A 21654-nucleotide genomic window follows, 5' to 3' on the forward strand; every position below is an offset into this window, starting at 1 on the left:
CTCAGTGGTCGGCGGTGAAGGCCAGCACCCGCTCGAGCAGGACCTGCGTGGCGGCGGGGTCGTGGCCGGGCAGGCTGTCGTCGACGAACAGGTGCGCGTCGCCGTCGTAGAGGAACAGCTCGGCGGACCCCAGGCCGGCGACGAGCTGCCGCGCCTCCTCGACGTCGCCGTCGGGGTCGTCGCGCATCGCGTGGACCTGCACGGCCAGGTCGTCGGGCCAGGGCCGGCCGAGCGCGGCCGGCGGGACGACCCCGCTGATCAGCACGACGCCGCTGACGCCGGGACGGGTCACCGCGATCCCCTCGGCCGGCACCGCCCCCAGCGAGACGCCGACGAGCACCAGGTCGCCCGGCAGGCCCTCGACGGCCCGCACCCCGCGCGCGGCGACCTCCTCGAAACCGGTCGCGCGGGCGAAGGCGATCCCGTCGTCCAGCGTCGCGAACGTCCGCCCGTCGTACAGGTCGGGGGTGTGGACGCGGTGCCCGGCGTCGCGCAGCCGCTCGGCCAGGGACCGGACCCCGGCGGTGAGGCCCTGGGCGTGGTGGAAGAGGACGACCTCGCTCACCGGTCGCTCACCTGTCTCACCCGGTGACGGTCAGCGCGACCGCCACCCGGCGCCCGGTCATCCGCCCCCGCCGCTGCGCCAGCCCCTCGACCGCGTTCAGGACCTGGAACTGCAGGCCGTACTTGGCGGCCAGGACGCGCTCGGCCTCGGGCAGTTCCCGGTCGTCCAGGACGACGGCGCGGCCGTCGACGGGACGCCCCAGGGGCTTGCCGCGCCGCCCGCAGGGGGCGAGCAGGACCCGGGGCTCGCGGCGCAGCCGCTTCACCTTCCCCGTGGTGTCCTGCGTGACGAGCACGATCCGCCCGTCGTCCAGGGGGGCGACCCACACCGGGGTCGGCACGAGCCGCCCGTCCCGGCGGAACGTCGTCAGCAGGACGAAGGACGTCCGCCCCAGCAGTTCCCGCGCGCGGTCGACGTCGGTCACGGTGGCCCACTCCCTCTCTCGGACTCCTGGTGCAGCACGCCGTCGAGGTCGCGCAGCCGGTCCAGGCCTCGCAGGGCCTGGGCCATGCGCCGGTTCCCGGCCAGTTCCTCACGGTGCCCGGCGAGGAAGTTCCAGTACCCGGCGGTGAACGGGCAGGCGTCCTCGCCGACCCGCACCTTCGGATCGTAGCGACAGCCCCCGCAGAAGTCGCTCATCCGGTCGATGTAGGCCCCGCCGGAGGCGTACGGCTTCGTGGCCAGCACCCCGTGGTCGGCGTGCTGGGACATCCCCACGACGTTCGTCGTCATCACCCAGTCGTAGCCGTCGACGAAGTTCGTCCAGAACCAGTCGGCCAGCTCCGCGGGGTCGTAGCCGCGTTGCAGCCCCCAGTTCCCCAGGACCATGAGGCGCGGGATGTGGTGGACCCACCCCTCGTCGCGCACCCCGGCCAGGACCTGGTGCAGGCAGTTCGCCTCGACGGCGTCGGCGTCGAGGTCGCTGAACCAGCGCGGCAGCCGGTTCCGCGCCCCCAGCGCGTTGCGCTGCCGGTAGTCCTCGCCCAGGTGCCAGTACAGGTGCCACGTGTAGGACCGCCAGCCGACGACCTGCCGGACGAAACCCTCGACCGACGCCAGCCGGACACCGTGCTCGCGGCCGTGCTCCTCGGCGCGGCGGGCCACCTCCACGGGGTCCAGCAGGCCCAGGTTCTGCGGGGCCGACAGCAGCGAGTGCGACATCCACTGGTCCCCGGTGAGCATGGCGTCCTCGTACACGCCGAACTGCTCCAGCCGGTGCCGCAGGAAGTGCCGCAGCGCGGTGAGGGCCTCGCGGCGGGTCACCGCGAACCGGCGCGGGCCGTCGGTCCCGGTGAACTCGATCCCGTCGTCGCGGGCCCAGCGGTCGAGGTCGGCGCGGACCTCCTCGTCGATCTCGTCCTCGGTGGGCCACCAGGGTTCGCGGACGTCGAGGCGGTCGCGCTTCGGCGGGCCCTGGCGGTTGTCGTGGTCGTAGTTCCAGGTCCCGCCCACGGGTTCGTCGCCGTCCATGAGCAGCCGGTGGTGCCGCCGGACGTCGCGGTAGAAGTCCTCCATGAGCAGGCGCCGGTCCCCGCGGCGCGCGGCCCACCCGGCGAACTGCTCCTCGGAGACCACGAAACCGCGCGACGGCAGGACCTCGACGTCCGGCAGGGCGCGCACGAAGCGGCGCGCCCCGTACGACGTGGGGTCGCACACGCTCAGCGGCTCGTGGTGCTCCTCCCGGTAGCGGGCCAGCCCCTCGCGGTAGGTCCCGGCCCGGACGAACACCGCGCGGTCACCGAGCTCGGCGGCCCGGTGCCGCAGCGCCGACAGCAGCAGGTGCGCCTTGCGCCGGTGGAACCGCCTGCGCCGGAACACGTCCTTCGACTCGACGAGCAGGACGGACTGGCGCGGGGTGTCCAGGAAGTGCGGTCCGAGCTGGTCGGCGAACAGCCACCGCCGGGTCCGGGGCGACGCGTCTGGTTCCGGCACGGTCCCACTGTGACCAGCCGGTGGCCGTTCGGCACCCCGGGACGGCGCCCGGACCGCTCGGGTCAGCCGTCCCTGCCGAGCCGGGTCGCGCCCTCGGCGTCGCGGGTCGCGCCCTCGGCCTCGGCCCGGGCCCGCCGCAGCGCCTCGTCCGGGTCCTCCAGGACGACCTCCTCGAAGTGCGTCTGCGGCTCCTCCCGGGGCGGGCGGGGAGCTGCGCCCGAGCCCGGCCCGGTCCCCCCGTGCGCGGCGAACATCGAGCCGAAACCCTTGAGCGCGTCGTTGAGCTCGCTCGGCACGATCCACACCTTGTTCGCGTCGCCCTTGGCGATCTGCGGCAGCGTCTGCAGGTACTGGTAGGCCAGCAGCTTGGGGTCGGGGTCCCCGCGGTGGATCGCGTCGAACACCTGCGTGATGGCCTTCGCCTCCCCCTGCGAGCGCAGGATCGCCGCCTGCGCCGCCCCCTCGGCCCGCAGGATCGAGGACTGCTTCTCGCCCTCGGCGGTGAGGATCTGGGACTGCTTGAGCCCCTCGGCGTTGAGGATGGCCGCGCGCCGGTCGCGCTCGGCGCGCATCTGCTTCTCCATCGAGTCCTGCACGCTGGCCGGCGGGTCGATCGCCTTGAGCTCCACGCGGTTCACGCGGATCCCCCAGCGGCCGGTGGCCTCGTCGAGCACCCCGCGCAGCTGGCCGTTGATCTGGTCGCGGCTGGTCAGGGTCTGCTCCAGGTCCAGGGAGCCGATGACGTTGCGCAGCGTGGTGACGGTCAGCTGCTCGATGCCCTGGATGTAGTTCGCGATCTCGTAGGTCGCCGACTTCGGGTCGGTCGGCTGGTAGTAGATGACGGTGTCGATGCTCACGACGAGGTTGTCGGAGGTGATGACCGGCTGCGGGGGGAACGAGACGACCTGCTCGCGCAGGTCGACGTTCGCGCGGACCTTGTCGATGAACGGCACCAGGAAGTGCAGCCCGGCGTCCAGGGTCCGGGAGTACCGGCCGAGCCGTTCGACGATGACGGCGGTGGCCTGCGGCACGATCCGGATCGTCCGGATGATGACGGTCACCACGAACAGGACGACCAGGAGCAGCACGACGAGGGTCACGACGTTGTCCATCAGGGCTTCTCCTCCAGCGGTGGGGCGGGCAGGGGCCCGACGACGGCGGTGGCGCCGTCGATGGCGGTGACCACGACGTCGTCGCCCACGGCGAAGGACGGCCCGGCCGAGCGGGCCGACCACGTCTCCCCCACGAGCTTGACCTGCCCGCCGCGGATCGTGACCTCGGCCAGGACCAGCGCCGGCCGCCCGACGAGGGCGGCGGTGTTGGTGGTCCCGACCGGGGGCATCCGCAGCCGGCGCAGCAGCACCGGCCGGATCGTGCCGATGAGCAGCCCGGCGACGGCGGCCGCCACGAGCACCTGCCCCACGAACCCCAGGCCCAGGGCGTCGGCGGCGGCGCCCGCGAGCGCCCCGCCGGCCAGCATCGCGAACACGAGGTCGATCGCGGTGATCTCGAGGATCCCCAGGACCAGGGCCGTGGCGATCCACAGCAGCCAGCTGCGGTCCAGCAGCGCGTCCAGGAACTCCACGGTGATCACCCCCTGGGCCGGATCCTACCCAGGGGGCCGCGCCGTCCTCAGTAGGCGCTCAGGGGCGGGCAGGAGCAGACGAGGTTGCGGTCCCCCGCGGCCCCGTCGATGCGGCGCACCGGCGGCCAGTACTTGGTGCGCGGGTCCATGCCGTTCGGGTAGACGGCCTCGGCGCGCGTGTACGGGTGGTCCCACTCGCCCACGAGGCAGGCCGCGGTGTGCGGGGCGTGCCGCAGCGGGGAGTCCGCGACGGCCCAGCGGCCGTCCGCGATCTCCCGCACCTCCGCGGCGATGGCGAGCATCGCGTCGCAGAACCGGTCGAGCTCGGCGAGGTCCTCGCTCTCGGTGGGCTCGACCATGAGGGTGCCGGCCACCGGGAAGGACATCGTCGGGGCGTGGAAACCGTGGTCGATGAGCCGCTTGGCGACGTCGTCGACCGTGACGCCGGTGGCCTTGGTCATCGGGCGCAGGTCGAGGACGCACTCGTGGGCGACGAGCCCGCCCGGGCCCCGGTACAGGACGGGGAACGCGTCCTGCAGCCGTGCTGCGACGTAGTTCGCCGACAGCACCGCCTGGACGGTGGCGGCGCGCAGGCCGTCGGGGCCCATGAGCCGCAGGTACGCCCACGGGATCGGCAGGATCCCGGCGGAGCCGAACGGGGCCGCCGACACCATCCCGACGCCGCCGGCGTCGGGGGCGGTCGACGGCAGGAACGGGGCGAGGTGGGAGCGGACCGCGACGGGCCCGACCCCCGGACCGCCCCCGCCGTGCGGGATGCAGAACGTCTTGTGCAGGTTCAGGTGCGAGACGTCGGCACCGAACCGGCCGGGCCGGGCCAGCCCGACGAGGGCGTTGAGGTTGGCCCCGTCGACGTAGACCTGGCCCCCGGCGTCGTGGACGAGGGCGCACACCTCGCGGATGGACTCCTCGTAGACCCCGTGGGTCGAGGGGTAGGTCACCATCAGCGCGGCGAGGTCGTCGGCGTGCTCGGCGACCTTGGCGCGCAGGTCGTCCAGGTCGACGTTCCCGGCCTCGTCGCAGGCCACCACGACGACCTTCAGCCCGGCCATGACGGCGCTGGCGGCGTTCGTGCCGTGCGCGGAGCTCGGGATGAGGCAGGTCGTGCGCTCCCCGTGGCCCTGGGCCAGGTGGTGGGCGCGGATGGCCAGCAGCCCGGCGAACTCGCCCTGGGACCCGGCGTTGGGTTGCAGGGAGACCGCGTCGTACCCGGTGACCTCGGCCAGCCAGCGCTCGAGGTCGGCGACGAGCTCGGCGGTCCCGGCGAGCTGGTCGGCCGGGGCGTAGGGGTGCAGGTCGGCGAACTCGGGCCAGGAGACCGGCTCCAGCTCGGTCGTCGCGTTGAGCTTCATCGTGCACGAGCCCAGCGGGATCGCACCGCGGTCGAGGGCGTAGTCGGCGTCGGACAGCCGGGCCAGGTAGCGCAGCATCGCCGTCTCGGAGCGGTGCCGGGAGAAGACCGGGTGGGTGCAGAACCCCGACGTGCGGCGCAGCGCGGGCGGCAGCGCGGGCTCGGCGGGCGCCGCGGGGGCTTCGGGGGCCTCGGGCGCCTGGAGGCCGAACCCGGCGAGGGCGGCGGCGACGTGCGCCTCGGAGGTGGTCTCGTCGACGGTGAGCCCGACGTGGTCGGCGTCGACGAGGCGCAGGTTCACGCCCGCCGCCAGCGCGGCGGCCACGACCTCCCGGGCCCGGCCCGGGACCCGGGCCAGGACAGTGTCGAAGAACTCGTCGTGGACGACCTCGACGCCCCCGGCGCGCAGCGCCCCGGCCAGCGCCGCGGCCCGCCGCGCCACCTGCGTGCCGATGGCCCGCAGCCCGTCGGGCCCGTGCCAGACGGCGTAGCAGCCGGCCATCACGGCCAGCAGGACCTGGGCGGTGCAGATGTTCGACGTGGCCTTGTCGCGGCGGATGTGCTGCTCGCGGGTCTGCAGCGCCAGCCGGTAGGCGGGGTTGCCGTCGGCGTCGACGGAGACCCCGACCAGCCGGCCGGGCAGCGAGCGCTCCAGCCCCTTGCGGACGGCCATGTACGCGGCGTGCGGGCCGCCGGCGCCCATCGGGACGCCGAAGCGCTGGCTGGAGCCGACGGCGACGTCGACGCCGAACTCCCCCGGCGGCACGAGCAGCGTCAGGGCCAGCAGGTCGGCGGCGGCCACGGTGACCGCGCCGCGGGCGCGGGCGTCGGCGACGACGCCGGCGAGGTCGCGGACGCGGCCGGAGGCGCCGGGGTACTGCACGAGCAGCCCGAACACGTCGCCGACCCCGGCGAGGGGGTCGGGGGCGTCGAGGTCGACGACCTCCAGGCGCAGGCCCAGCGGGACGGCCCGGGTGCGCAGGACCGCCAGGGTCTGGGGCAGGACGTCGGCGTCGACGGCGAACGCCGCGCCGGCGGGGGCCTTGGAGGTGCGGCGGGCCAGCGTCATCGCCTCGGCTGCGGCGGTGCCCTCGTCGAGCAGCGAGGCGTTGGCGACGTCCAGGCCGGTGAGGTCGGTGACGGCGGTCTGGAAGTTCAGCAGCGCCTCCAGGCGGCCCTGGGAGATCTCCGGCTGGTACGGCGTGTAGGCCGTGTACCAGGCGGGGTCCTCCAGGACGTTGCGGCGCACCACGGCCGGGGTCCGGGTGCCGTGGTAGCCCAGGCCGATCATCGAGGGCACGACGCGGTTCTTCGTGGCCAGCGCCCGCAGCGCGGCCGTCACCGACGTCTCGTCCAGGGCCGCGGGCAGGTCGAGGGCGCCGTCGCGGATGCCGGCCGGGACGGCCCGGTCGACGAGCTCGTCGAGGCCGGTGAGCCCGACGACGTCCAGCATGCGGGCGACGGCGGCGGCGTCGGGGCCGATGTGCCGGGCGCTGAACGGCAGGGCGCCGGGTTCGGCGGCGGGGGTGGTGGGTGCCTCGGCCGGCGCGTCGGCGGACGGCTCGGTGGACGGGGCGGTGGGGACGGACAGCGAGGTCATGACGCTCCGGGGGTCGCGGGAACCGGGTGGACCTCCCCGTCTGTCACCGGCCCGCACGGGACCGGCTCCAGAGCGGCCCTGCCCCGTGTGGTCCTTCCGCCTGAGAGGTTCCGGGGATGTTGCCCCTTCGGCGCCCCGGTCCGCACGGATCGAGGTCTCTCCCACACGAGGTGAACGGCCTGCGTGGAGTCTAGGGGGTCCAGGGCGCCGGTATCCTGCCCGCCGTGATCAGCCTCGCCGTCAGCAGCGCCAAAGGTGGGGTGGGCAAGACCTCCGTCGTCCTCGGGCTCGCGTCCGCGGCCCTCCACCGCGGCACCAGCACCCTCGTCGTGGACCTGGACCCCCAGGCCGACGCCACGTCCGGTCTGGACGTGACCGCCCAGCGCCCGCACGACGTCGCCGCGGTGCTGCAGGCGCCCAAGCGCCGGGTGGCCGAGGAGGCCGTGGCCCCCAGCGGCTGGGTCGACGACCACCCCGGCCTGCTGGACGTGCTGTCGGGGTCGGCGTCCTCGGCCCGGCTGGACACCCCCGAGGCCGGGGCGGAGGAGCTGCGGGCGCTGCGGCGGGCGCTGAAGAAGCTCGACGACCACGAGCTCGCGCTGATCGACACCCCGCCGTCGCTGGGGGGCCTGACCCGCTCGGCGTGGCAGGCGGCGGACGCCGTCCTCGTCGTCTCCGACGCCAGCCGGTTCTCGGTGGCCGCGGTCGACCGGACCCTGCGCGAGGTCCACGCGCTGCGCTCGGGCCCGCGCGTGGTGGGGATCCTCGTCAACCGGTTCACCCAGCGCTCGGGCGAGCAGCGGTTCCGGTACGAGGAGCTGCGGGCGCTGTTCGGCGACCTCGTCCTGGAGCCGTTGCCCGACCGCGCCTCGGTGCCGCAGTCGCAGGGCGCGGGCGTGCCGCTGCACTCGGTGCGGACCCGCACCGCCAAGGCCCTCGCCGGGCAGTTCGACGACGTCCTGGACCGGGTCCTGCTGCGCCGCTGAGGGAACCGGACGGGTTCCGCCGGCGTCCGACGTGCGGGATGATCGCCGAGCGTCTAGCGTCTGAGGACGGTGCGTGCCCGGGATCGTCCCCCTGTGGTCACCGCCCCGCTCTCCCCGCTCCGCTGCGGGTCCTAGGAGGTTCCGTGACGTCGTCGAACACCCCCCTCGAGGCCGGGCGCGCCGAGCGCGCCGACCAGGCCCGCGTCGTGCGCGCCGCCCGGACCGTCGCGCCGGTCCCGCCGGTCCCGCCCCCCGCGCGCGTCGCGGTCGCCGATCCCGAGGCCGACCGCATCGCCGGTCTCGTGCAGCGGCTGCGGTCGCACTGGACGCGCACCGGCGCCGACATCGCGACCCGGCTGCGCCCGGGCGTCGACGACGCCCGGCTGGACGCCGTGGAGCGCCAGATGGGCCTGCTGCTGCCCCGGGGCGCGCGGGCCTGGTGGCGCGCCGCCGACGGGGTCGACCCGGTCCGCACGACCTTCCGGACCAGCGCGCCGACCGTCGGTCCCGGCGGCTGGGTGCCGCTGGGCCTGGAGGAGGCCGTGCAGCGCGCCACGGGTCAGGGCCCGGGCCTGGCCGCGCCGCCGGCGCTGCTGCCGGTGTTCGCGCGGGACGAGGAGCTGATCGCCGTCCGGCTGGGCTCCAGCCGGGCCGTGGTGGAGCAGCTCGTGCTGTCCGAGGACAAGGAGAGCTACCAGCACTCCTGGCGGGTGGGGCTGGACGAGCTGCTCAGCACCTGGGCCGACGCGCTGCTGGCGGCGGTGATCTGGCTGCCGGACGCGCACGACTGGGTCACCGACCCGTTCGCCCTCCAGGCGCTCCCCCGCGCCGAGCTGCTCGACTGACCGCACGCGCGACGACCCCTGCACCGCCTGGCGGTGCGGGGGTCGTCGTGCGTCGGGGGTGCGTCGGGGGGCGGGTCAGCCGGCTTCGCGGGCGGCCCGGCGGCGGGACAGCTCGTCGGCCAGCACCATGGCGCTGTCGCCCTGGGCGCGGTCGGCGGGGCGCTCGCTGGGCAGCGAGGCCAGCTCGCCCTCGACCTCGCGCCACACGCGGCCGACGGCGATCCCGAAGACGCCCTGACCACCCTGGACGAGGTCTATGACCTCGTCCGCCGAGGTGCACTCGTAGACGCTGGCCCCGTCGGACATCAGCGTGATCTGGGCGAGGTCGTCGATCCCCCGCTCGCGCAGGTGCATGACGGCGGTGCGGATCTGGTGCAGGGACACCCCGGTGTCCAGGAGCCGCTTGACGACCTTCAGGACGAGGATGTCGCGGAACCCGTAGAGGCGCTGCGACCCCGACCCCGAGGCCCCCCGCACGCTGGGGGCGACCAGGTCGGTGCGGGCCCAGTAGTCGAGCTGGCGGTAGGTGATCCCGGCGGCCTTGCACGCGGTCTGCCCGCGGTAGCCGACCTCGTCGTCGAGCACGGGGAGGTCCTCCGCGAACAGCACGCCCTGGGCGCGCGCAGGGGGGGACACCTTCTGCGACGACCCTGCGACTGCGTCGCCACTGCTCACGCCGGCCTCCTCGTCATCGCCACCCGTCGAGGTTTCGACCGGAGCGTTCCCTGTACTGACCGTAGAAGAGCGCCCCCGGAGCGTCAACGAGGCGCGCGGCGTGGCGTTCCTCGTGACCATCCTGTGACATCCCCCCGGACCCGGAGGCCCTACCGGTCGCCCGAACCGGACTCGAAGTCCTCCGGGGTGATGTGGTCGAGGAACTCGCGGAACTTCTCCACCTCGTCCTCGTCCTCGTCCGGCACGGGCACCCCGCTGGAGTCCAGGACGCCCTCGGCACCGACGATCGGGCACCCGACGCGCAGCGCCAGCGCGATGGCGTCGGAGGTCCGGGAGCTGACCGTCAGCCCCCCGTCGAAGGCCAGTTCCGCGAAGTACACGTTGTCCTTGACCGCCACGATGCGGACCTCCTCCAGACGCCGGCCGACGGCCTCGATGACGTCCTTGAGCAGGTCGTGGGTCAGCGGCCGCGGCGGCACGACGCCCTGCTGGGCGAAGGCGATCGCGCTGGCCTCGGGCGCGCCGATCCAGATGGGCAGGTACCGGTCGCCGTCCCGCTCGCGCAGCAGCACGATCGGGTTGTTGGAAGGCATCTCGACCCTGACGCCGATGACATCGAGCGCTCGCACGGGTTCACCGTACCCCCGGAACGGGTCGGCGGGCCGGTCGGCCCGCCGACGCGCTCAGCGGCCGGTCCTCCCGAGGGCGCCGGCGACCAGGGCGGTGTGCAGCCGCAGGCACGCCGCGGCGATCTCGCGGGCGACCTGGTCGGCGCGGGCGGCCTGCTCGGCCGACCCCGCCCGGCCCGAGCGCTGCAGCGGCGCCGCGACCTGCTCGGCCAGCGCGACCTCCCGGTCGGCGGCCGTGCGGAACACCCGCAGGTGCCGGGCCTCGATGCCGTGGGCGGCCAGGGCCGCGGCGGCCCGCAGCACCTCCAGCGCCTCGCCGTCGTACCAGGGACCGCCGGGAGCCGGCGACAGCACCCCGTACCCCTCCAGCGCGTCGAGCAGCGCGGCCTCGACGCCGGACTCGCGCAGCAGCTCACCGCGGGTCAGCCGCAGGTTGGCGGCGTGGCCGTCGAAGCGGTCGGTGCCCGGCACGCCCACCGCCACCGCGTGCCCGGGCACCCGGGGCGCGGCCTCGGCCGGGTCGGGCAGCTCCAGGCCGCGGTCCAGGGCCTCGAGGTTCTCCCGGATGACCTTCAGCGGCAGGTAGTGGTCGCGCTGGGCGGCCAGGACGTACCGCAACCGGTCCACGTCGTCGGAGGAGAACTTGCGGTACCCCGCCGCCGTCCGCCCGGGCTCGACCAGGCCCTGCTCCTCCAGGAAGCGGATCTTGGAGATCGTCAGGTCGGAGAACTCCGGCGACAGGATCGCCATGACCTCCCCGATGGTCATCCGCGGCGCGGCGGGGTCCAGCGCCCGGGCGCTCGCGGCGCTCACGCCTCCCCCTGCACCCGCGGGCTCGGGTGGAACTCCAGCCGGTACTTGCCGATCTGCACCTCGTCGCCGGTGCGCAGGACCACGTCGTCGATGCGCTCGCGGTTGACGTAGGTGCCGTTGAGGCTGCCGACGTCGCGCACGCGGAAACCGGGACCGGTCACGGGGTCCGGGGCGCGCAGGAACTCGGCGTGCCGGCGCGAGACGGTGACGTCGTCGAGGAAGATGTCGCTGGTCTGGTGCCGGCCGGCGGAGGTGCGCTCGGCGTCGAGCAGGAAGCGCGACCCGGCGTTGGGCCCGCGGCGCACCACCAGCAGCGCCGACCCCGCGGGCAGGGCCTCGATCGCCTCGGTGTCGTCCGGGGTCAGCCCCCGGTCGGCGCTCTCGTGGACCTCGGGGACGGCCAGTCCCGCGAAGGACATCGTGGAGTCGACGGGACGCTCGGCGGAGGGGCGCTCCGGGCCCGTCCCCTCGTCCTGACCACCCGTCGGCCCTTGAGTCGGCCCGGAGCCCGGCGCAGACATCGACACCACCTCTCGCTGGCACAGCACGTGACCACTCCCTGCAGGCGAGCGGTCACGCTCGGATCTTCGTGGACAACAGTAGCCGGGACCGACCGCGCAGGTCAGCCCGCCCACCGGACGTCGTGGGCGGCAGCCTCAGCCGACGTGCTGGGTGTACGCCGCGGCGTCGAGCAGCGCGGCGGCCTCGGCGGGGTCGGCCGGGGTGAGGGTGAACATCCAGCCGTCGCCGTAGGGGTCGGTGTTGACCAGGTCCGGGCGCGTCTCCAGCCCGGGGTTGTGGCCCGAGACGGTGCCCGAGACCGGCGCGGTGATCTCGCTGACGCTCTTGGTCGACTCGACCTCCCCGACCGCCGAGCCCGCGGTCACGGCCTCGCCCTCGGCCGGCAGCGAGACGTAGACCACGTCGCCGAGCTGGTCCTGGGCGAAGTCGGTGATCCCGACCCGGACGGTGCCGTCGGCCTCGACGCGCACCCACTCGTGCTCGCTGGTGTACCGCAGGTCGGCGGGGACGTTCGACATGGGGCGGGGGGCTCCTCGGGAGACGGGACGCGCCGCCGGGTCACTGCTGCGGCGGTGCCGGGCGAGCGTACTGAGGGGCCGAGACGGCGTGCAAGGCGGTGATCGTCACGCCGTCCTCCCCCGGTGCCTGCTGCACGTCGAGGTCGGCGCCGGCCGAGCGCAGCGTCTCGCGCACCCCGCCGGGGATGTCCAGGGCCGTGGCCAGGGTGGGCGGGTCCCCGATGACCGTGACGACGTACGGGGAGCGCTCCAGCACCCCGTCGACCAGCACGCCGCCGGAGCCGGCCGGGGCGTCGGTGAACGCCGTCTGGGCCACCACCCGGGTCCGGCCGACCTGGATGCCCTCGGCCCCCGAGTCGCGCAGCTCCTGGACGAGCTGGATGAAGTTCGTCGAGCGCAGCGAGGCCGCCGGGTCGGTGACGGTCGCCACGATCCCCGGCCCGCGCGCCGGCAGCGTCCCGGCCAGCAGGCCGAACTCGCGGGCCCGCGCGGCCGCGGCCTGCGCGGCGGCCTCGGCCTGGTCCGAGCCCTCGGTGAGCTCGCGGCGGGTGGCCTCGAGCTCCTGCACCTCCCCGGCCAGCCGGTCCCCGCGCTCGGTGGTGTCGTCGAGGATGCGCACCAGGTCGCTCTCGCGCAGGTCGGCCAGCCCGGACGTCGACGTCTGCCGGACCTGGACGGCGAAGCCGAAGCCCAGCGCGGCGCACAGGACCCCGGCCAGGACCTGCCCGCGGGTCGCGCGGGGGGACGCGGCCCGCCACAGCCGGCGCCACGGCCGGGGTCGCGGCGCGCCGGTCGGGGCGGGCGGGGCCGGGGGCTGCTCGCTCACGCGCGGAACAGGTGCCGGCGGATGGCGGCGACGTTGGAGAAGATGCGCACCCCCAGCACGACGACGACGCCGGTGGACAGCTGCGACCCGACGCCGAGCTGGTCGCCGAGGTAGACGATGACGGCGGCCACGACGGCGTTGGACAGGAACGAGACGACGAACACCTTGTCGTCGAAGATCCCGTCGAGCACCGCGCGCAGGCCCCCGAAGACCGCGTCGAGCGCGGCCACCACCGCGATCGGCAGGTAGGGCTGCAGGAACACCGGCACCTCGGGGTGCAGCAGCACCCCGGCGACGATGCCCACCAGGAGTCCGACGGCGGCGATCACGACGGCAGACCCTACTGTCCCGGCCCCGGGGCCCCGTCCGCGCTGCGGGCCGAGCGCAGGTCCAGCCGCGCGGCGGGCAGGGTCAGGTCGTCGGCCGCGCCGACCCGGGCGCGGACGCCGTAGTTGTCCCGCAGCACCTGCAGGTAGCGGCCCGCGACGGAGGTCGCGAACGCCGTCTGCATCGCCGCGGGGTCACCCACGGCGGAGATCGTGTACGGCGGCGTCAGCGGGCGGTAGTCGACGAGCACGGCCTCCCCGGCGGCCCGGATCGAGGACAGCGCCCCCAGCCGCTGCCCGTTGACCGCGACCGCCTCGGCGCCGGCGGCCCACAGGCCGTTCACCACGAGCTGCACGTCGCGGTCCACGACCCGCCCCGAGGTGCCCGTGGTCCCGTCGGTGGCCGGTGCGTCGTCGAGGACGACCTCCAGCCCCGGGCCCGTCACGGCCGTCCCGGCCGCGGCGACCGACAGCGCGGCGGACTCGGCGTCGGCCGAGGCGGCCGGCGCGCCCCCGAGCCGGGCGGCCAGCTCCGCGTTGCCCGCCTGCAGCTCCGCGGCCCGGGCCCCGAGGGCGTCGGCGCGGGCGGTGCTGTCCTCGATGCGCTCGGCCAGCGCGGCGCGCCCGCGGTCGGCGGCGGGCTCGGCGGCCGCCGCCCGCACCCCGGCGACGGCGAACAGCGCGCCGACGGCCAGCAGCGCCAGGACCGTCCCGGCCCGCGCCGGGGCGGAGCGGCCGGCGCCCGTCCGGGCCCGGTGCTCGGCGGCGGCGGCGTACCCGGGGTCCAGCGGCCGGGTCATGACCTCGGTCAGCAGCCGGGTGCTGGCCGCGGGGTCGCGGTGCGGGTCGGGGTGGACGGGCAGCGCCGGCAGCCTCGGCCGCCTCACCGCCCCTGCTCCCGCCGGTGCTCGCGCCGCAGCTGGGCGACCTGCCGCAGGTAGAGGACCCCGGCCCACCAGTACAACCCGGTGCCCCACAGGGCGAACGCCCAGCCGAGCGCCCCGGCGACCAGGGACAGGGTGCGGGAGACCTCCCCGAGCAGCAGCAGCGGGAAGGCGTAGAGCAGGCAGAACGTCCCGGCCTTGCCGAGGAGGTGCACGGGCAGCGCGCTGTGCCCGAGCCGGGCCAGCACCGGCAGGGTGGCCAGCATCGTCGCGTCGCGGGCCACGAGCACGGCCACGAGCCACCAGGGGATGAGCCCGCGGTAGGCCAGCCCCAGCAGCGTGGTGAGGATGTAGAGCCGGTCGGCGAAGGGGTCGAGCACCTGCCCCAGCCGCGTGACCTGGTTCCAGCGCCGCGCGAGGTGGCCGTCGAGGTAGTCGCTGGCCCCGCTCACCGCGAGCACCGCCAGGGCCCAGCCGTCGTGGCCGGCCACGATGAGAACCGCGAAGACGGGGACGAGCAGCAGGCGCAGGGAGCTCAGCGCGTTGGGCAGCGTGAGGACCCGGTCGCTGACGACCTGACCGTCCGCCGTCGTCACGCCGCCCGCCCCCGTTCACCCGTCCGGACCCCGTCGGACGGCTCAGCCTACGGCCCGGGGCCCGGGGGCCGTCCGCCAGGCGTACAGTCGCCATGCAGTCCGACACCTGTCGAAGAGAACTCCCGGAGGAGACCACCGTGCCCACCTACGACCTCGCCGACCGCTCCGCCGTCGTCACCGGCGCCGGCTCCGGCATCGGCCGCGCCGTCGCCCTCGAACTGGCCCGCAACGGCGCCGCCGTCCTCGTCGCCGACCTGTCGGGGGCGGCCGCCGAGGCGGTCACCGCCGAGATAACCGCCGCCGGCGGCACCGCGCGGGCGTTCGCCGGGGACGTGACCGACTACGACGCGAACGTCGCGATGGTCGCCGCGGCGGGCGAGCTGGCCCCGCTGCGCGTCGCCGTCAACAACGCCGGCATCGGCGGGGAGGCCGTGCCCGTCGCCGACTACTCCCTGGAGTCCTGGCGCAGGGTCATCGACGTCAACCTCAACGCGGTGTTCTACGGCCTCAAGGCCCAGATCCCCGCGGTGGTCGCCGCCGGGGGCGGTTCGATCGTGAACATGGCCTCCGTGCTCGGCGGCGTCGGCATCGCCGGCTCCAGCGCGTACGTCACCTCCAAGCACGCCGTGGTCGGCCTCACGAAGAACGCGGCGCTGGAGTACTCCGCCCGGGGCGTGCGGGTCAACGCGATCGGCCCGGGGTTCATCAGCACCCCGCTGCTGGAGGCCAACCTGCCCGAGGAGGCCCAGGCCGCCCTGGCCGCCCAGCACGCCACCGGCCGGCTCGGGACCCCCGAGGAGGTCGCCGCGCTGACCGCGTTCCTGGCCAGCGACGCCGCGAGCTTCGTCACCGGGTCGTACCACCTCGTCGACGGCGGCTACGCGGCCCGCTGACCGGAGGCGCTCAGGACGCGGCCAGCGCCTTCAGGACGCGCTCGTCGCTGACCGGGTGCGCCGTCGGGATCCCCGGGGCGAACTTCTGCAACCGCAGTTCCTCCAGCGTCCACCGGATCCGCGCGAGGTCCGGGGGCACCGGGGTCCCCGCCCGGCGCACCCGCTGCGCCCACGCGTCGCGGACGCGGGTGAACTCGGCCATCCGCACCCGGTCCCGCTGCGGGTTGTCGGGCATCGTCGCCAGCCGGCGGTCGATGCCCTGCAGGTACCGCAGCAGGTCCGGGAGGCGGTCGACGCCGGTCTCGGCGACGAAACCGGCGTGCACGAGGCCGGTGAACTGCTCGCGCACGTCGGCCAGCGAGGGCACCAGCGCCAGGCTGCCGGTCCGGGAGATGTTCTTCTCCACCGCGGCGGCGGTGCGCAGGACCCGCAACGTCCGGTCGACGGTCGTCGCGGTCAGCGCGGTGAACCGGGGCCGCACCGCCTCGACCAGCCGGGCGAACCCCGCGGCCGTCCGGACGTCCGCCCCGCCGGCCTCGTCGAGCAGGTGCGCCGCCGCGGCGCGGGCCGCGTCGGCGACGACGGCGTTCGCGTCGCCGTGCGGGGCGCGGGCCAGCAGCAGGCGCGCGTCGTTGGCCAGGCCGTCCAGCACGGCCTTCGCCGGGGACGGCAGCGCCAGCGACAGCAGCCGCAGCACCCCCTCGCGGTGCGCGACCGCGGCCTGCGCGGCGGTCGGGAACGTCCGCAGGCCCACGGTCGCCCCCTCGTCGACCAGCGCCGGGAACGAGGTCACGTCGGTGCCCCGCACGACGCTGGTGTGGGTCGGCGGGATCTCCGCCGGCAGGTTCGCCCAGGACGTCTCCCCGGTGCGCTGCACCTCGTCGGCGGCCTCGGTGAGGGTCTGCTCCACCGTCTGCTCCAGCTGCGCGCGCAACCGGGCGAAGTCCTTGCCGGCGGCCAGGACCTGCCCGTCGGCGCCGCGCACCCGGAACGTGGGCCGCAGGTGCGCGGGGACCTTCGACCAGTCGACGTCCTGCTCGTAGATCTCGGTGCCGTCCCCCAGCCGCGGCAGTTCCCGCTCGAACGCGGGCCAGAACCCCTCCTCGTGCGGGCGGACCCGCTCGAGGAACCGGGCCGCCTTGTCCGGGGCCGGGGCGAGGTTGCGGCGCAGCTCCTTGGGCAGGGAGCGGATCATCGCCGTCACCAGGTCGTGCCGAAACCCCGGGACCTGCCACAGCAGGTCCCGGTCGTCGAAGCGGTTGACGACCTCGACGGGCACGTCGACGGTCAGCCCGTCGGCGGCCGACCCGGGGTCGAACACGTACTCCAGCCGCAGGTCGAGGTCCCCCTGGCGCCAGGACAGCGGGAACTGCTCCTCGCTGACCGCGTCCTCCTCGGTGACGAGCATCGCCGGGTCGAAGGTCAGCAGGTCGGGGTCGCGACGGCGGGCGTCCTTCCACCAGGCGTCGAAGTGCCGCCCGGAGACGACGTCGGCGGGGATCCGCGCGTCGTAGAACGCGAACAGCACCTCGTCGTCGACGACGATGTCGCGGCGGCGGGCGCGGTGCTCCAGCTCCTCGGCCTCGGCCAGCAGTTCGCGGTTGCGGTGGAAGAACGCGTGCCGCGTCTCGAAGTCGCCCTCGACCAGGGCGTTGCGCAGGAACAGGTCGCGGGACAGTTCCGGGTCGATCGCGCCGTAGGGGACGGTCCGGCTCGCCACGACCGGGACGCCGTACAGGGTGACCCGCTCGTCGGCCACGACCGCGGCCCGCTTGCGCGACCAGCGCGGCTCGGAGTACGTGCGCTTGACGACGTGCGCGGCCAGCGGCTCGATCCAGCGCGGGTCGATCCCGGCGACCACGCGCGCCCACAACCGCGACGTCTCGACGAGCTCGGCGGCCACGACCCAGTCGGGGTTCTTGCGGCCCAGCGCCGAACCGGGCGACACGGCGAACTTCGCCCCGCGCGCGCCGTTGTACTCCACCTGCGGCCGGCGCTGCTCGCGCCGGCCCTTCTGCTCCTCCCGGACGTCCTTGAGCCCGATGTTCCCCAGCAGCCCCGCCAGCAGGGACCGGTGGACGGCGTCGGCGTCGTACCCGGGGTCGGGGAACAGCTCGTCCTCGCCCGGCTCGGCCGGTTCGGGCCGTTCCACCTCGAACCCCAGGTCCCGCACGACGCGGCGCAGCTGGGCGTAGGTGTCCTGCCACTCGCGGATGCGCAGGAAGTGCAGCATCTCGCTCTTGACCCGGCGCCGGAACGCCGAGCTGGACAGGTCCCGCTGCAGGTGCTGCAGGTAGGACCACAGGTTCAGGTACGTCAGGAAGTCCGACGTCTCGTTGCGGAACCGAGCGTGCAGCTGCGCGGCCCGGTCGCGCTGCTCCAGGGGACGTTCGCGCGGGTCCTGCACCGACAGCGCCGCGACGACGACCAGGACGTCGCGCAGGCAGCCGTTGCGCTGGGCCTCCAGCACCATCCGCCCCAGCCGCGGGTCGATCGGCAACCGGGCCAGGTCCCGGCCGGTCCGGGTCAGCCGCGGCACCCCGCGGTCGGCCGGGCGCGCCTCCTCCAGCGCGCCGAGCTCGGCCAGCAGCCCCAGGCCGTCGGTGATCGCGCGCTGCTCGGGGGGTTCGACGAAGGGGAACGCGGCGATGTCGCCCAGCCCCAGGGAGGCCATCTGCAGGATGACCGCGGCCAGGTTGGTCCGCAGGATCTCCGGGTCGGTGAACTCCGGCCGCGACTCGAAGTCGGCTTGGGAGTACAGCCGGATGCAGATGCCGTCGGCGACGCGGCCGCACCGCCCGGCGCGCTGGTTCGCCGACGCCTGCGAGATGCGCTCCACCGGCAGGCGCTGCACCTTCGTGCGGTGCGAGTACCGCGAGATGCGGGCGGTCCCGGCGTCGACGACGTACCGGATCCCGGGGACCGTCAGGGACGTCTCGGCGACGTTCGTGGCCAGCACGATGCGCCGGTTCCCGTGCGGCCGGAACACCCGGTGCTGCTCCTCGGCCGACAGCCGCGCGAACAGCGGCAGGATCTCGGTGCCGCGGAACTCCCGTTCCCGCACCAGGTCGGCCAGCGCGTCGGCGGTGTCGCGGATCTCGCGCTCACCGGGCAGGAACACCAGGACGTCGCCGGGTCCCTCGGCGCCGAGTTCGCGGACGGCGTCGAGGATCGCCCCGGTCTGGTCGCGGTCGTCGCCGACGAGCTGCTCCAGCGCGTCGTCGGAGTCGAGGGAGTCGCCGGCCTCGTCGAGGTCGGTCCCCAGGAGCTCCTCGGCCAGCTCGGCCGCCAGCAGCGGCCGGTACCGGACCTCGACGGGGTAGGTGCGCCCGGAGACCTCCAGGATCGGCGCCCCGCCGAAGTGCCGGGAGAACCGCTCGGGGTCGATCGTGGCGGAGGTGATGACCAGCTTCAGGTCGGGCCGGGTCGGCAGCAGCCGCGCCAGGTAGCCCAGCAGGAAGTCGATCGTGAGGCTGCGCTCGTGCGCCTCGTCGACGATGAGCGTGTCGTACTGCAGGAGTTCGGGATCGCGCTGGATCTCGGCCAGCAGGATGCCGTCGGTCATGACCTTGACGAGGCTGTCCTCGCCGACGGTGTCGGTGAACCGGACCGCGTACCCGACGGTCCCGCCGAGGTCGGTGCGCAGTTCCTCGGCGACGCGCTCGGCGACGGCGCGGGCGGCGATGCGCCGGGGCTGGGTGTGCCCGATGCGGCCGCGGACCCCGCGGCCGATCTCCAGGCAGATCTTCGGCAGCTGGGTCGTCTTGCCCGACCCGGTCTCCCCCGCCACCACGATGACCTGGTGCTCGCGCAGCGCGGCGGCGATCCGGTCCTTCTCCTGGCTGACGGGCAGCTGCTCGGGGTAGTCGACCGCGGGCACCGACGCGGCCCGGCGGGCGGTGCGCGCCTCGGCGGCCGCGGTGAGCTCCTCCAGGGCGGGCAGCTCGGCCTCGAACGCCTCCCGGGGCCGGCGGGCGAGCCCGGCCAGCCGGCGCCGGACGCGGTCCTCCTCGCGCAGCGAGACCGCACCGAGGCGCTGGGCCAGGTCGAGCGCGCGGGGGTCGTCGGGCAGGGCCCGCGCCGGTGCCCCGCGGCGGGGGGCCACGTCGCGGGAGGGGCGCTTGCGGGACCGCGAACGGGAACGGGGGGAGGACGAGGCCGGGGACGACGAGGAGGATGAGGACATGGCCCGTCGAGTCTAGGCGCCCGGGCGCCGGCCCCACCCGTTCGGACCAGTCCCTCACCCTCCGTGCGGTTCTCGCGGGTCCGATCCGGTCATTCCGCTTGTGCGGCCTCCCCCGGACGGGCCAAGCTGCGTCCCGTCGTCACGGGGGGTGACGACATCACGATCTTCTGGGGGGAAGACACCATGGTCGTCCACGCACGCACCCGCACCGTCGCCCGGCGGGCGCTGGGCGCCGCCGCCGCGCTGGCCCTGGGCACCGGGCTGGCCGCCGCGGGCGCCCAGACGGCGCACGCCACCGCCGGCAGCTCCGGGGTGAGCAGTTCCGTCGTCCTGCACGGCGGTGCCCTCAGCGTCCGCAGCGCGCTGGCCGCGCTGCCGGGGAACACCTACGTCGAGTCGCGGCTGGGGGGCCGGCTGTCCGTGGCCTGCTTCGCCGGCGGCCAGGTGGTGCCCGGCACCGGCACCGACGCCGGGTGGGTCGCCACCGGCGACCTCGGCGGGGCCCCCTGGTACAACAACGGCTACCTCGTCGACGCGGTCGCCCCCGCCGGCGCCACGTCGGTCTCCGCGCCGGTCGTGCTGAAGAACGTGCTGCTCGACCGCGCCGGGCTGCTGCGGGAGAAGGCGTGCGCGCCGGGCCAGCAGGCCGGTTTCCACCGCTACCTCGTGACCCGCTTCAGCTCGCAGCGGCACGCGTTCGACGGCACCGTCCTGGGGACCGACAGCGGGTCGACCTGGGTGCCGTACCGCTTCCCCGCGCCGGTGGCCTGAGGCTCGGCCCGCCGCCGGGCGGAGGCGCTCAGGGGACGGGCCAGACGAGCCGGTCGCCGTCGTACAGGGAGGGCACGAGGTCGGGCACGACGACCGTCGACAGGTCGGGCACGGCGGGGATCTGCCCCATCCGGACGAGGAAGTCGCCCTCGGTGCGGACGGCGGCCTCGTCGATCTGCCCGAGCACCTGCCCGGCGGGCAGGGAGTCCCGCACGAGCCGGTCCTCGGTCTGCCAGACCTGGACGTTGTGGTCGGTGTCGTACCCGGCCTGGGACAGCTCCGCGGCGTCGGCGACGCACTCGTCGGCGTGCTCCTCGCAGTAGGCGTAGGCCTTGAGCTGGGCGCGCAGGAAGTCCTCGACGGCGCCGCGGTGCTCGGTGAGGAACCGCGGGTTGACGATGGTGGTGGCCATCGAGCCGGGGACGCCGTAGTCCTCGGGGTTCCACTGGGTGACCTCCTCGCCCTTGGCGGCCAGGGTGAGGGGTTCGTTGGACTTGTACCCGGTGAGCGACTGCACCTGGCCGCGGACCAGGACGGTGGGGTCGTAGCCGACGACGACCTGGGTGACCTGCGCGAGGTCGACGCCGGCCGTGCGCAGCATGGCCTCGATGGTCACCGGCAGGGCGCCCTTCTGGCCCAGCGTGGTGCCCTCCAGCTGCTTCAGGTCGGTGGTGGTGGGCTCGGTCATGAGGGTGGCGACGGGGACGTGACCGAACATCGCGACGGCCCGCACGTCGACGCCGTTGGCGACGTTCACCAGCACGTCGCCGTTGCCGGCGATGGAGGAGACCTGCGCGGTGCCGGCGGCGACCAGCTGCGCGTTCTGCGCGGTCTCCCCCGTGCCGGGCTGGATCTCGACGTCGAGGCAGAGGTCGTCGAAGTAGCCCAGGGCGCGCGCCGCGATCGGGTCGAGGATGCTGGCCGAGGCCTGGTACTGGAACCCCGTGACGTAGGTGATCGTCCCGGCGGCCTCGTTGTCCCGGCACCGCTCCTGGGTGACCGCCGACCCGCGGCTGCCGGTGGGGGTGGAACCCCCCGCGGGTTCGTCGGGGCCGCCGCAGGCGGTGAGGAGCAGCGCGGCGGTCGCGCCGGCGGTGACGGCGGTGCGGAGGCGGTTCACGGGTCTCTCCTGG

General features: G+C 75.0%; 21 protein-coding genes and 1 riboswitch. Of the genes, 4 read left to right on the top strand and 17 right to left on the bottom strand.

Annotated features, from left to right (window positions below; genetic code table 11):
- Position 1 precedes the first annotated feature (1 nt).
- The 6 genes from ACRYM6_RS00685 to gcvP form a co-directional block, all read right to left on the bottom strand.
- Entirely contained in the window at positions 2-565 is a 564-nt protein-coding gene (locus ACRYM6_RS00685; RefSeq protein WP_432540456.1) for a dienelactone hydrolase family protein, read from the bottom strand.
- A gap of 16 nt (positions 566-581) precedes the next feature.
- The gene (locus ACRYM6_RS00690) at positions 582-989 is read right to left on the bottom strand and encodes a PPOX class F420-dependent oxidoreductase (protein WP_432540457.1); all 408 of its coding nucleotides are present in this window, start codon (positions 987-989) and stop codon (positions 582-584) included.
- Positions 986-2497 carry a cryptochrome/photolyase family protein gene (locus ACRYM6_RS00695; RefSeq protein ID WP_432540458.1) on the bottom strand — a complete coding sequence of 504 codons (1512 nt, stop codon included), beginning with the start codon at positions 2495-2497 and terminating at the stop codon, positions 986-988. Before ACRYM6_RS00695 ends, ACRYM6_RS00690 begins: the two co-directional genes overlap by 4 nt.
- 62 nt (positions 2498-2559) lie before the next feature.
- Positions 2560-3609 carry an SPFH domain-containing protein gene (locus ACRYM6_RS00700; RefSeq protein WP_432540459.1) on the bottom strand — a complete coding sequence of 350 codons (1050 nt, stop codon included), beginning with the start codon at positions 3607-3609 and terminating at the stop codon, positions 2560-2562.
- Positions 3609-4091 (bottom strand): NfeD family protein, encoded by a 483-nt coding sequence (locus ACRYM6_RS00705; protein WP_432540460.1) that lies wholly within the window; start codon positions 4089-4091, stop codon positions 3609-3611. The genes ACRYM6_RS00700 and ACRYM6_RS00705 overlap by 1 nt, the downstream gene beginning before the upstream one ends.
- 38 nt (positions 4092-4129) lie before the next feature.
- Positions 4130-7051: an aminomethyl-transferring glycine dehydrogenase gene (gene gcvP, locus ACRYM6_RS00710; RefSeq protein ID WP_432540461.1), complete on the bottom strand. Its 2922-nt coding sequence runs from the start codon at positions 7049-7051 to the stop codon at positions 4130-4132.
- 78 nt (positions 7052-7129) lie between these two features.
- A riboswitch (glycine riboswitch) is annotated at positions 7130-7225 on the bottom strand.
- Positions 7226-7275: 50 nt separating this feature from the next.
- Between gcvP and ACRYM6_RS00715 the strand changes: the two genes are divergently transcribed.
- Entirely contained in the window at positions 7276-8037 is a 762-nt protein-coding gene (locus tag ACRYM6_RS00715; RefSeq protein WP_432540462.1) for a ParA family protein, read from the top strand.
- 143 nt (positions 8038-8180) lie between these two features.
- Positions 8181-8882 carry an SMI1/KNR4 family protein gene (locus ACRYM6_RS00720; RefSeq protein ID WP_432540463.1) on the top strand — a complete coding sequence of 234 codons (702 nt, stop codon included), beginning with the start codon at positions 8181-8183 and terminating at the stop codon, positions 8880-8882.
- A 75-nt stretch (positions 8883-8957) separates the two neighbouring features.
- Here ACRYM6_RS00720 and ACRYM6_RS00725 read toward each other — a convergent pair whose 3' ends face one another.
- From ACRYM6_RS00725 to ACRYM6_RS00765, 9 genes are all read right to left on the bottom strand, one after another.
- Positions 8958-9557 carry a MerR family transcriptional regulator gene (locus ACRYM6_RS00725; RefSeq protein ID WP_432511168.1) on the bottom strand — a complete coding sequence of 200 codons (600 nt, stop codon included), beginning with the start codon at positions 9555-9557 and terminating at the stop codon, positions 8958-8960.
- 149 nt (positions 9558-9706) lie between these two features.
- Positions 9707-10186 carry a bifunctional nuclease family protein gene (locus tag ACRYM6_RS00730; protein WP_432540464.1) on the bottom strand — a complete coding sequence of 160 codons (480 nt, stop codon included), beginning with the start codon at positions 10184-10186 and terminating at the stop codon, positions 9707-9709.
- A 54-nt stretch (positions 10187-10240) separates the two neighbouring features.
- Positions 10241-10954: a transcriptional regulator FtsR gene (ftsR, locus tag ACRYM6_RS00735; protein WP_432540524.1), complete on the bottom strand. Its 714-nt coding sequence runs from the start codon at positions 10952-10954 to the stop codon at positions 10241-10243.
- Positions 10955-10995: 41 nt separating this feature from the next.
- On the bottom strand, positions 10996-11520 hold the full coding sequence (locus ACRYM6_RS00740; protein WP_432540465.1) for an FHA domain-containing protein: 525 nt from the start codon (positions 11518-11520) through the stop codon (positions 10996-10998).
- Between the two features lie 135 nt (positions 11521-11655).
- Positions 11656-12039: a glycine cleavage system protein GcvH gene (gcvH, locus tag ACRYM6_RS00745; RefSeq protein ID WP_432540466.1), complete on the bottom strand. Its 384-nt coding sequence runs from the start codon at positions 12037-12039 to the stop codon at positions 11656-11658.
- 40 nt (positions 12040-12079) lie between these two features.
- Positions 12080-12865, bottom strand: a complete 786-nt coding sequence (locus ACRYM6_RS00750; RefSeq protein WP_432540467.1) for a DUF881 domain-containing protein — start codon at positions 12863-12865, stop codon at positions 12080-12082.
- Complete coding sequence (locus ACRYM6_RS00755) at positions 12862-13194, bottom strand: small basic family protein (protein WP_432540468.1); 333 nt, start codon at positions 13192-13194, stop codon at positions 12862-12864. The genes ACRYM6_RS00750 and ACRYM6_RS00755 overlap by 4 nt, the downstream gene beginning before the upstream one ends.
- 11 nt (positions 13195-13205) lie before the next feature.
- Positions 13206-14078: a DUF881 domain-containing protein gene (locus ACRYM6_RS00760; protein WP_432540469.1), complete on the bottom strand. Its 873-nt coding sequence runs from the start codon at positions 14076-14078 to the stop codon at positions 13206-13208.
- Entirely contained in the window at positions 14075-14671 is a 597-nt protein-coding gene (locus ACRYM6_RS00765; protein WP_432540470.1) for a CDP-alcohol phosphatidyltransferase family protein, read from the bottom strand. The genes ACRYM6_RS00760 and ACRYM6_RS00765 overlap by 4 nt, the downstream gene beginning before the upstream one ends.
- A gap of 137 nt (positions 14672-14808) precedes the next feature.
- On the opposite strand from ACRYM6_RS00765, the gene ACRYM6_RS00770 reads away from it, so the two are divergent.
- Complete coding sequence (locus ACRYM6_RS00770; RefSeq protein ID WP_432540471.1) at positions 14809-15564, top strand: SDR family NAD(P)-dependent oxidoreductase; 756 nt, start codon at positions 14809-14811, stop codon at positions 15562-15564.
- A gap of 10 nt (positions 15565-15574) precedes the next feature.
- Here ACRYM6_RS00770 and hrpA read toward each other — a convergent pair whose 3' ends face one another.
- On the bottom strand, positions 15575-19750 hold the full coding sequence (hrpA, locus tag ACRYM6_RS00775; protein WP_432540472.1) for an ATP-dependent RNA helicase HrpA: 4176 nt from the start codon (positions 19748-19750) through the stop codon (positions 15575-15577).
- 183 nt (positions 19751-19933) lie between these two features.
- Between hrpA and ACRYM6_RS00780 the strand changes: the two genes are divergently transcribed.
- A complete protein-coding gene (locus tag ACRYM6_RS00780; RefSeq protein WP_432540473.1) occupies positions 19934-20521 on the top strand; it encodes a hypothetical protein in 588 nt (195 codons plus the stop codon).
- 28 nt (positions 20522-20549) lie between these two features.
- On the opposite strand, the gene ACRYM6_RS00785 is transcribed toward ACRYM6_RS00780, so the two are convergent.
- The gene (locus tag ACRYM6_RS00785) at positions 20550-21641 is read right to left on the bottom strand and encodes an ABC transporter substrate-binding protein (protein WP_432540474.1); all 1092 of its coding nucleotides are present in this window, start codon (positions 21639-21641) and stop codon (positions 20550-20552) included.
- Positions 21642-21654 lie beyond the last annotated feature (13 nt).

This window comes from Kineococcus rugosus (assembly GCF_050871975.1).
GTDB lineage: Bacteria > Actinomycetota > Actinomycetes > Actinomycetales > Kineococcaceae > Kineococcus.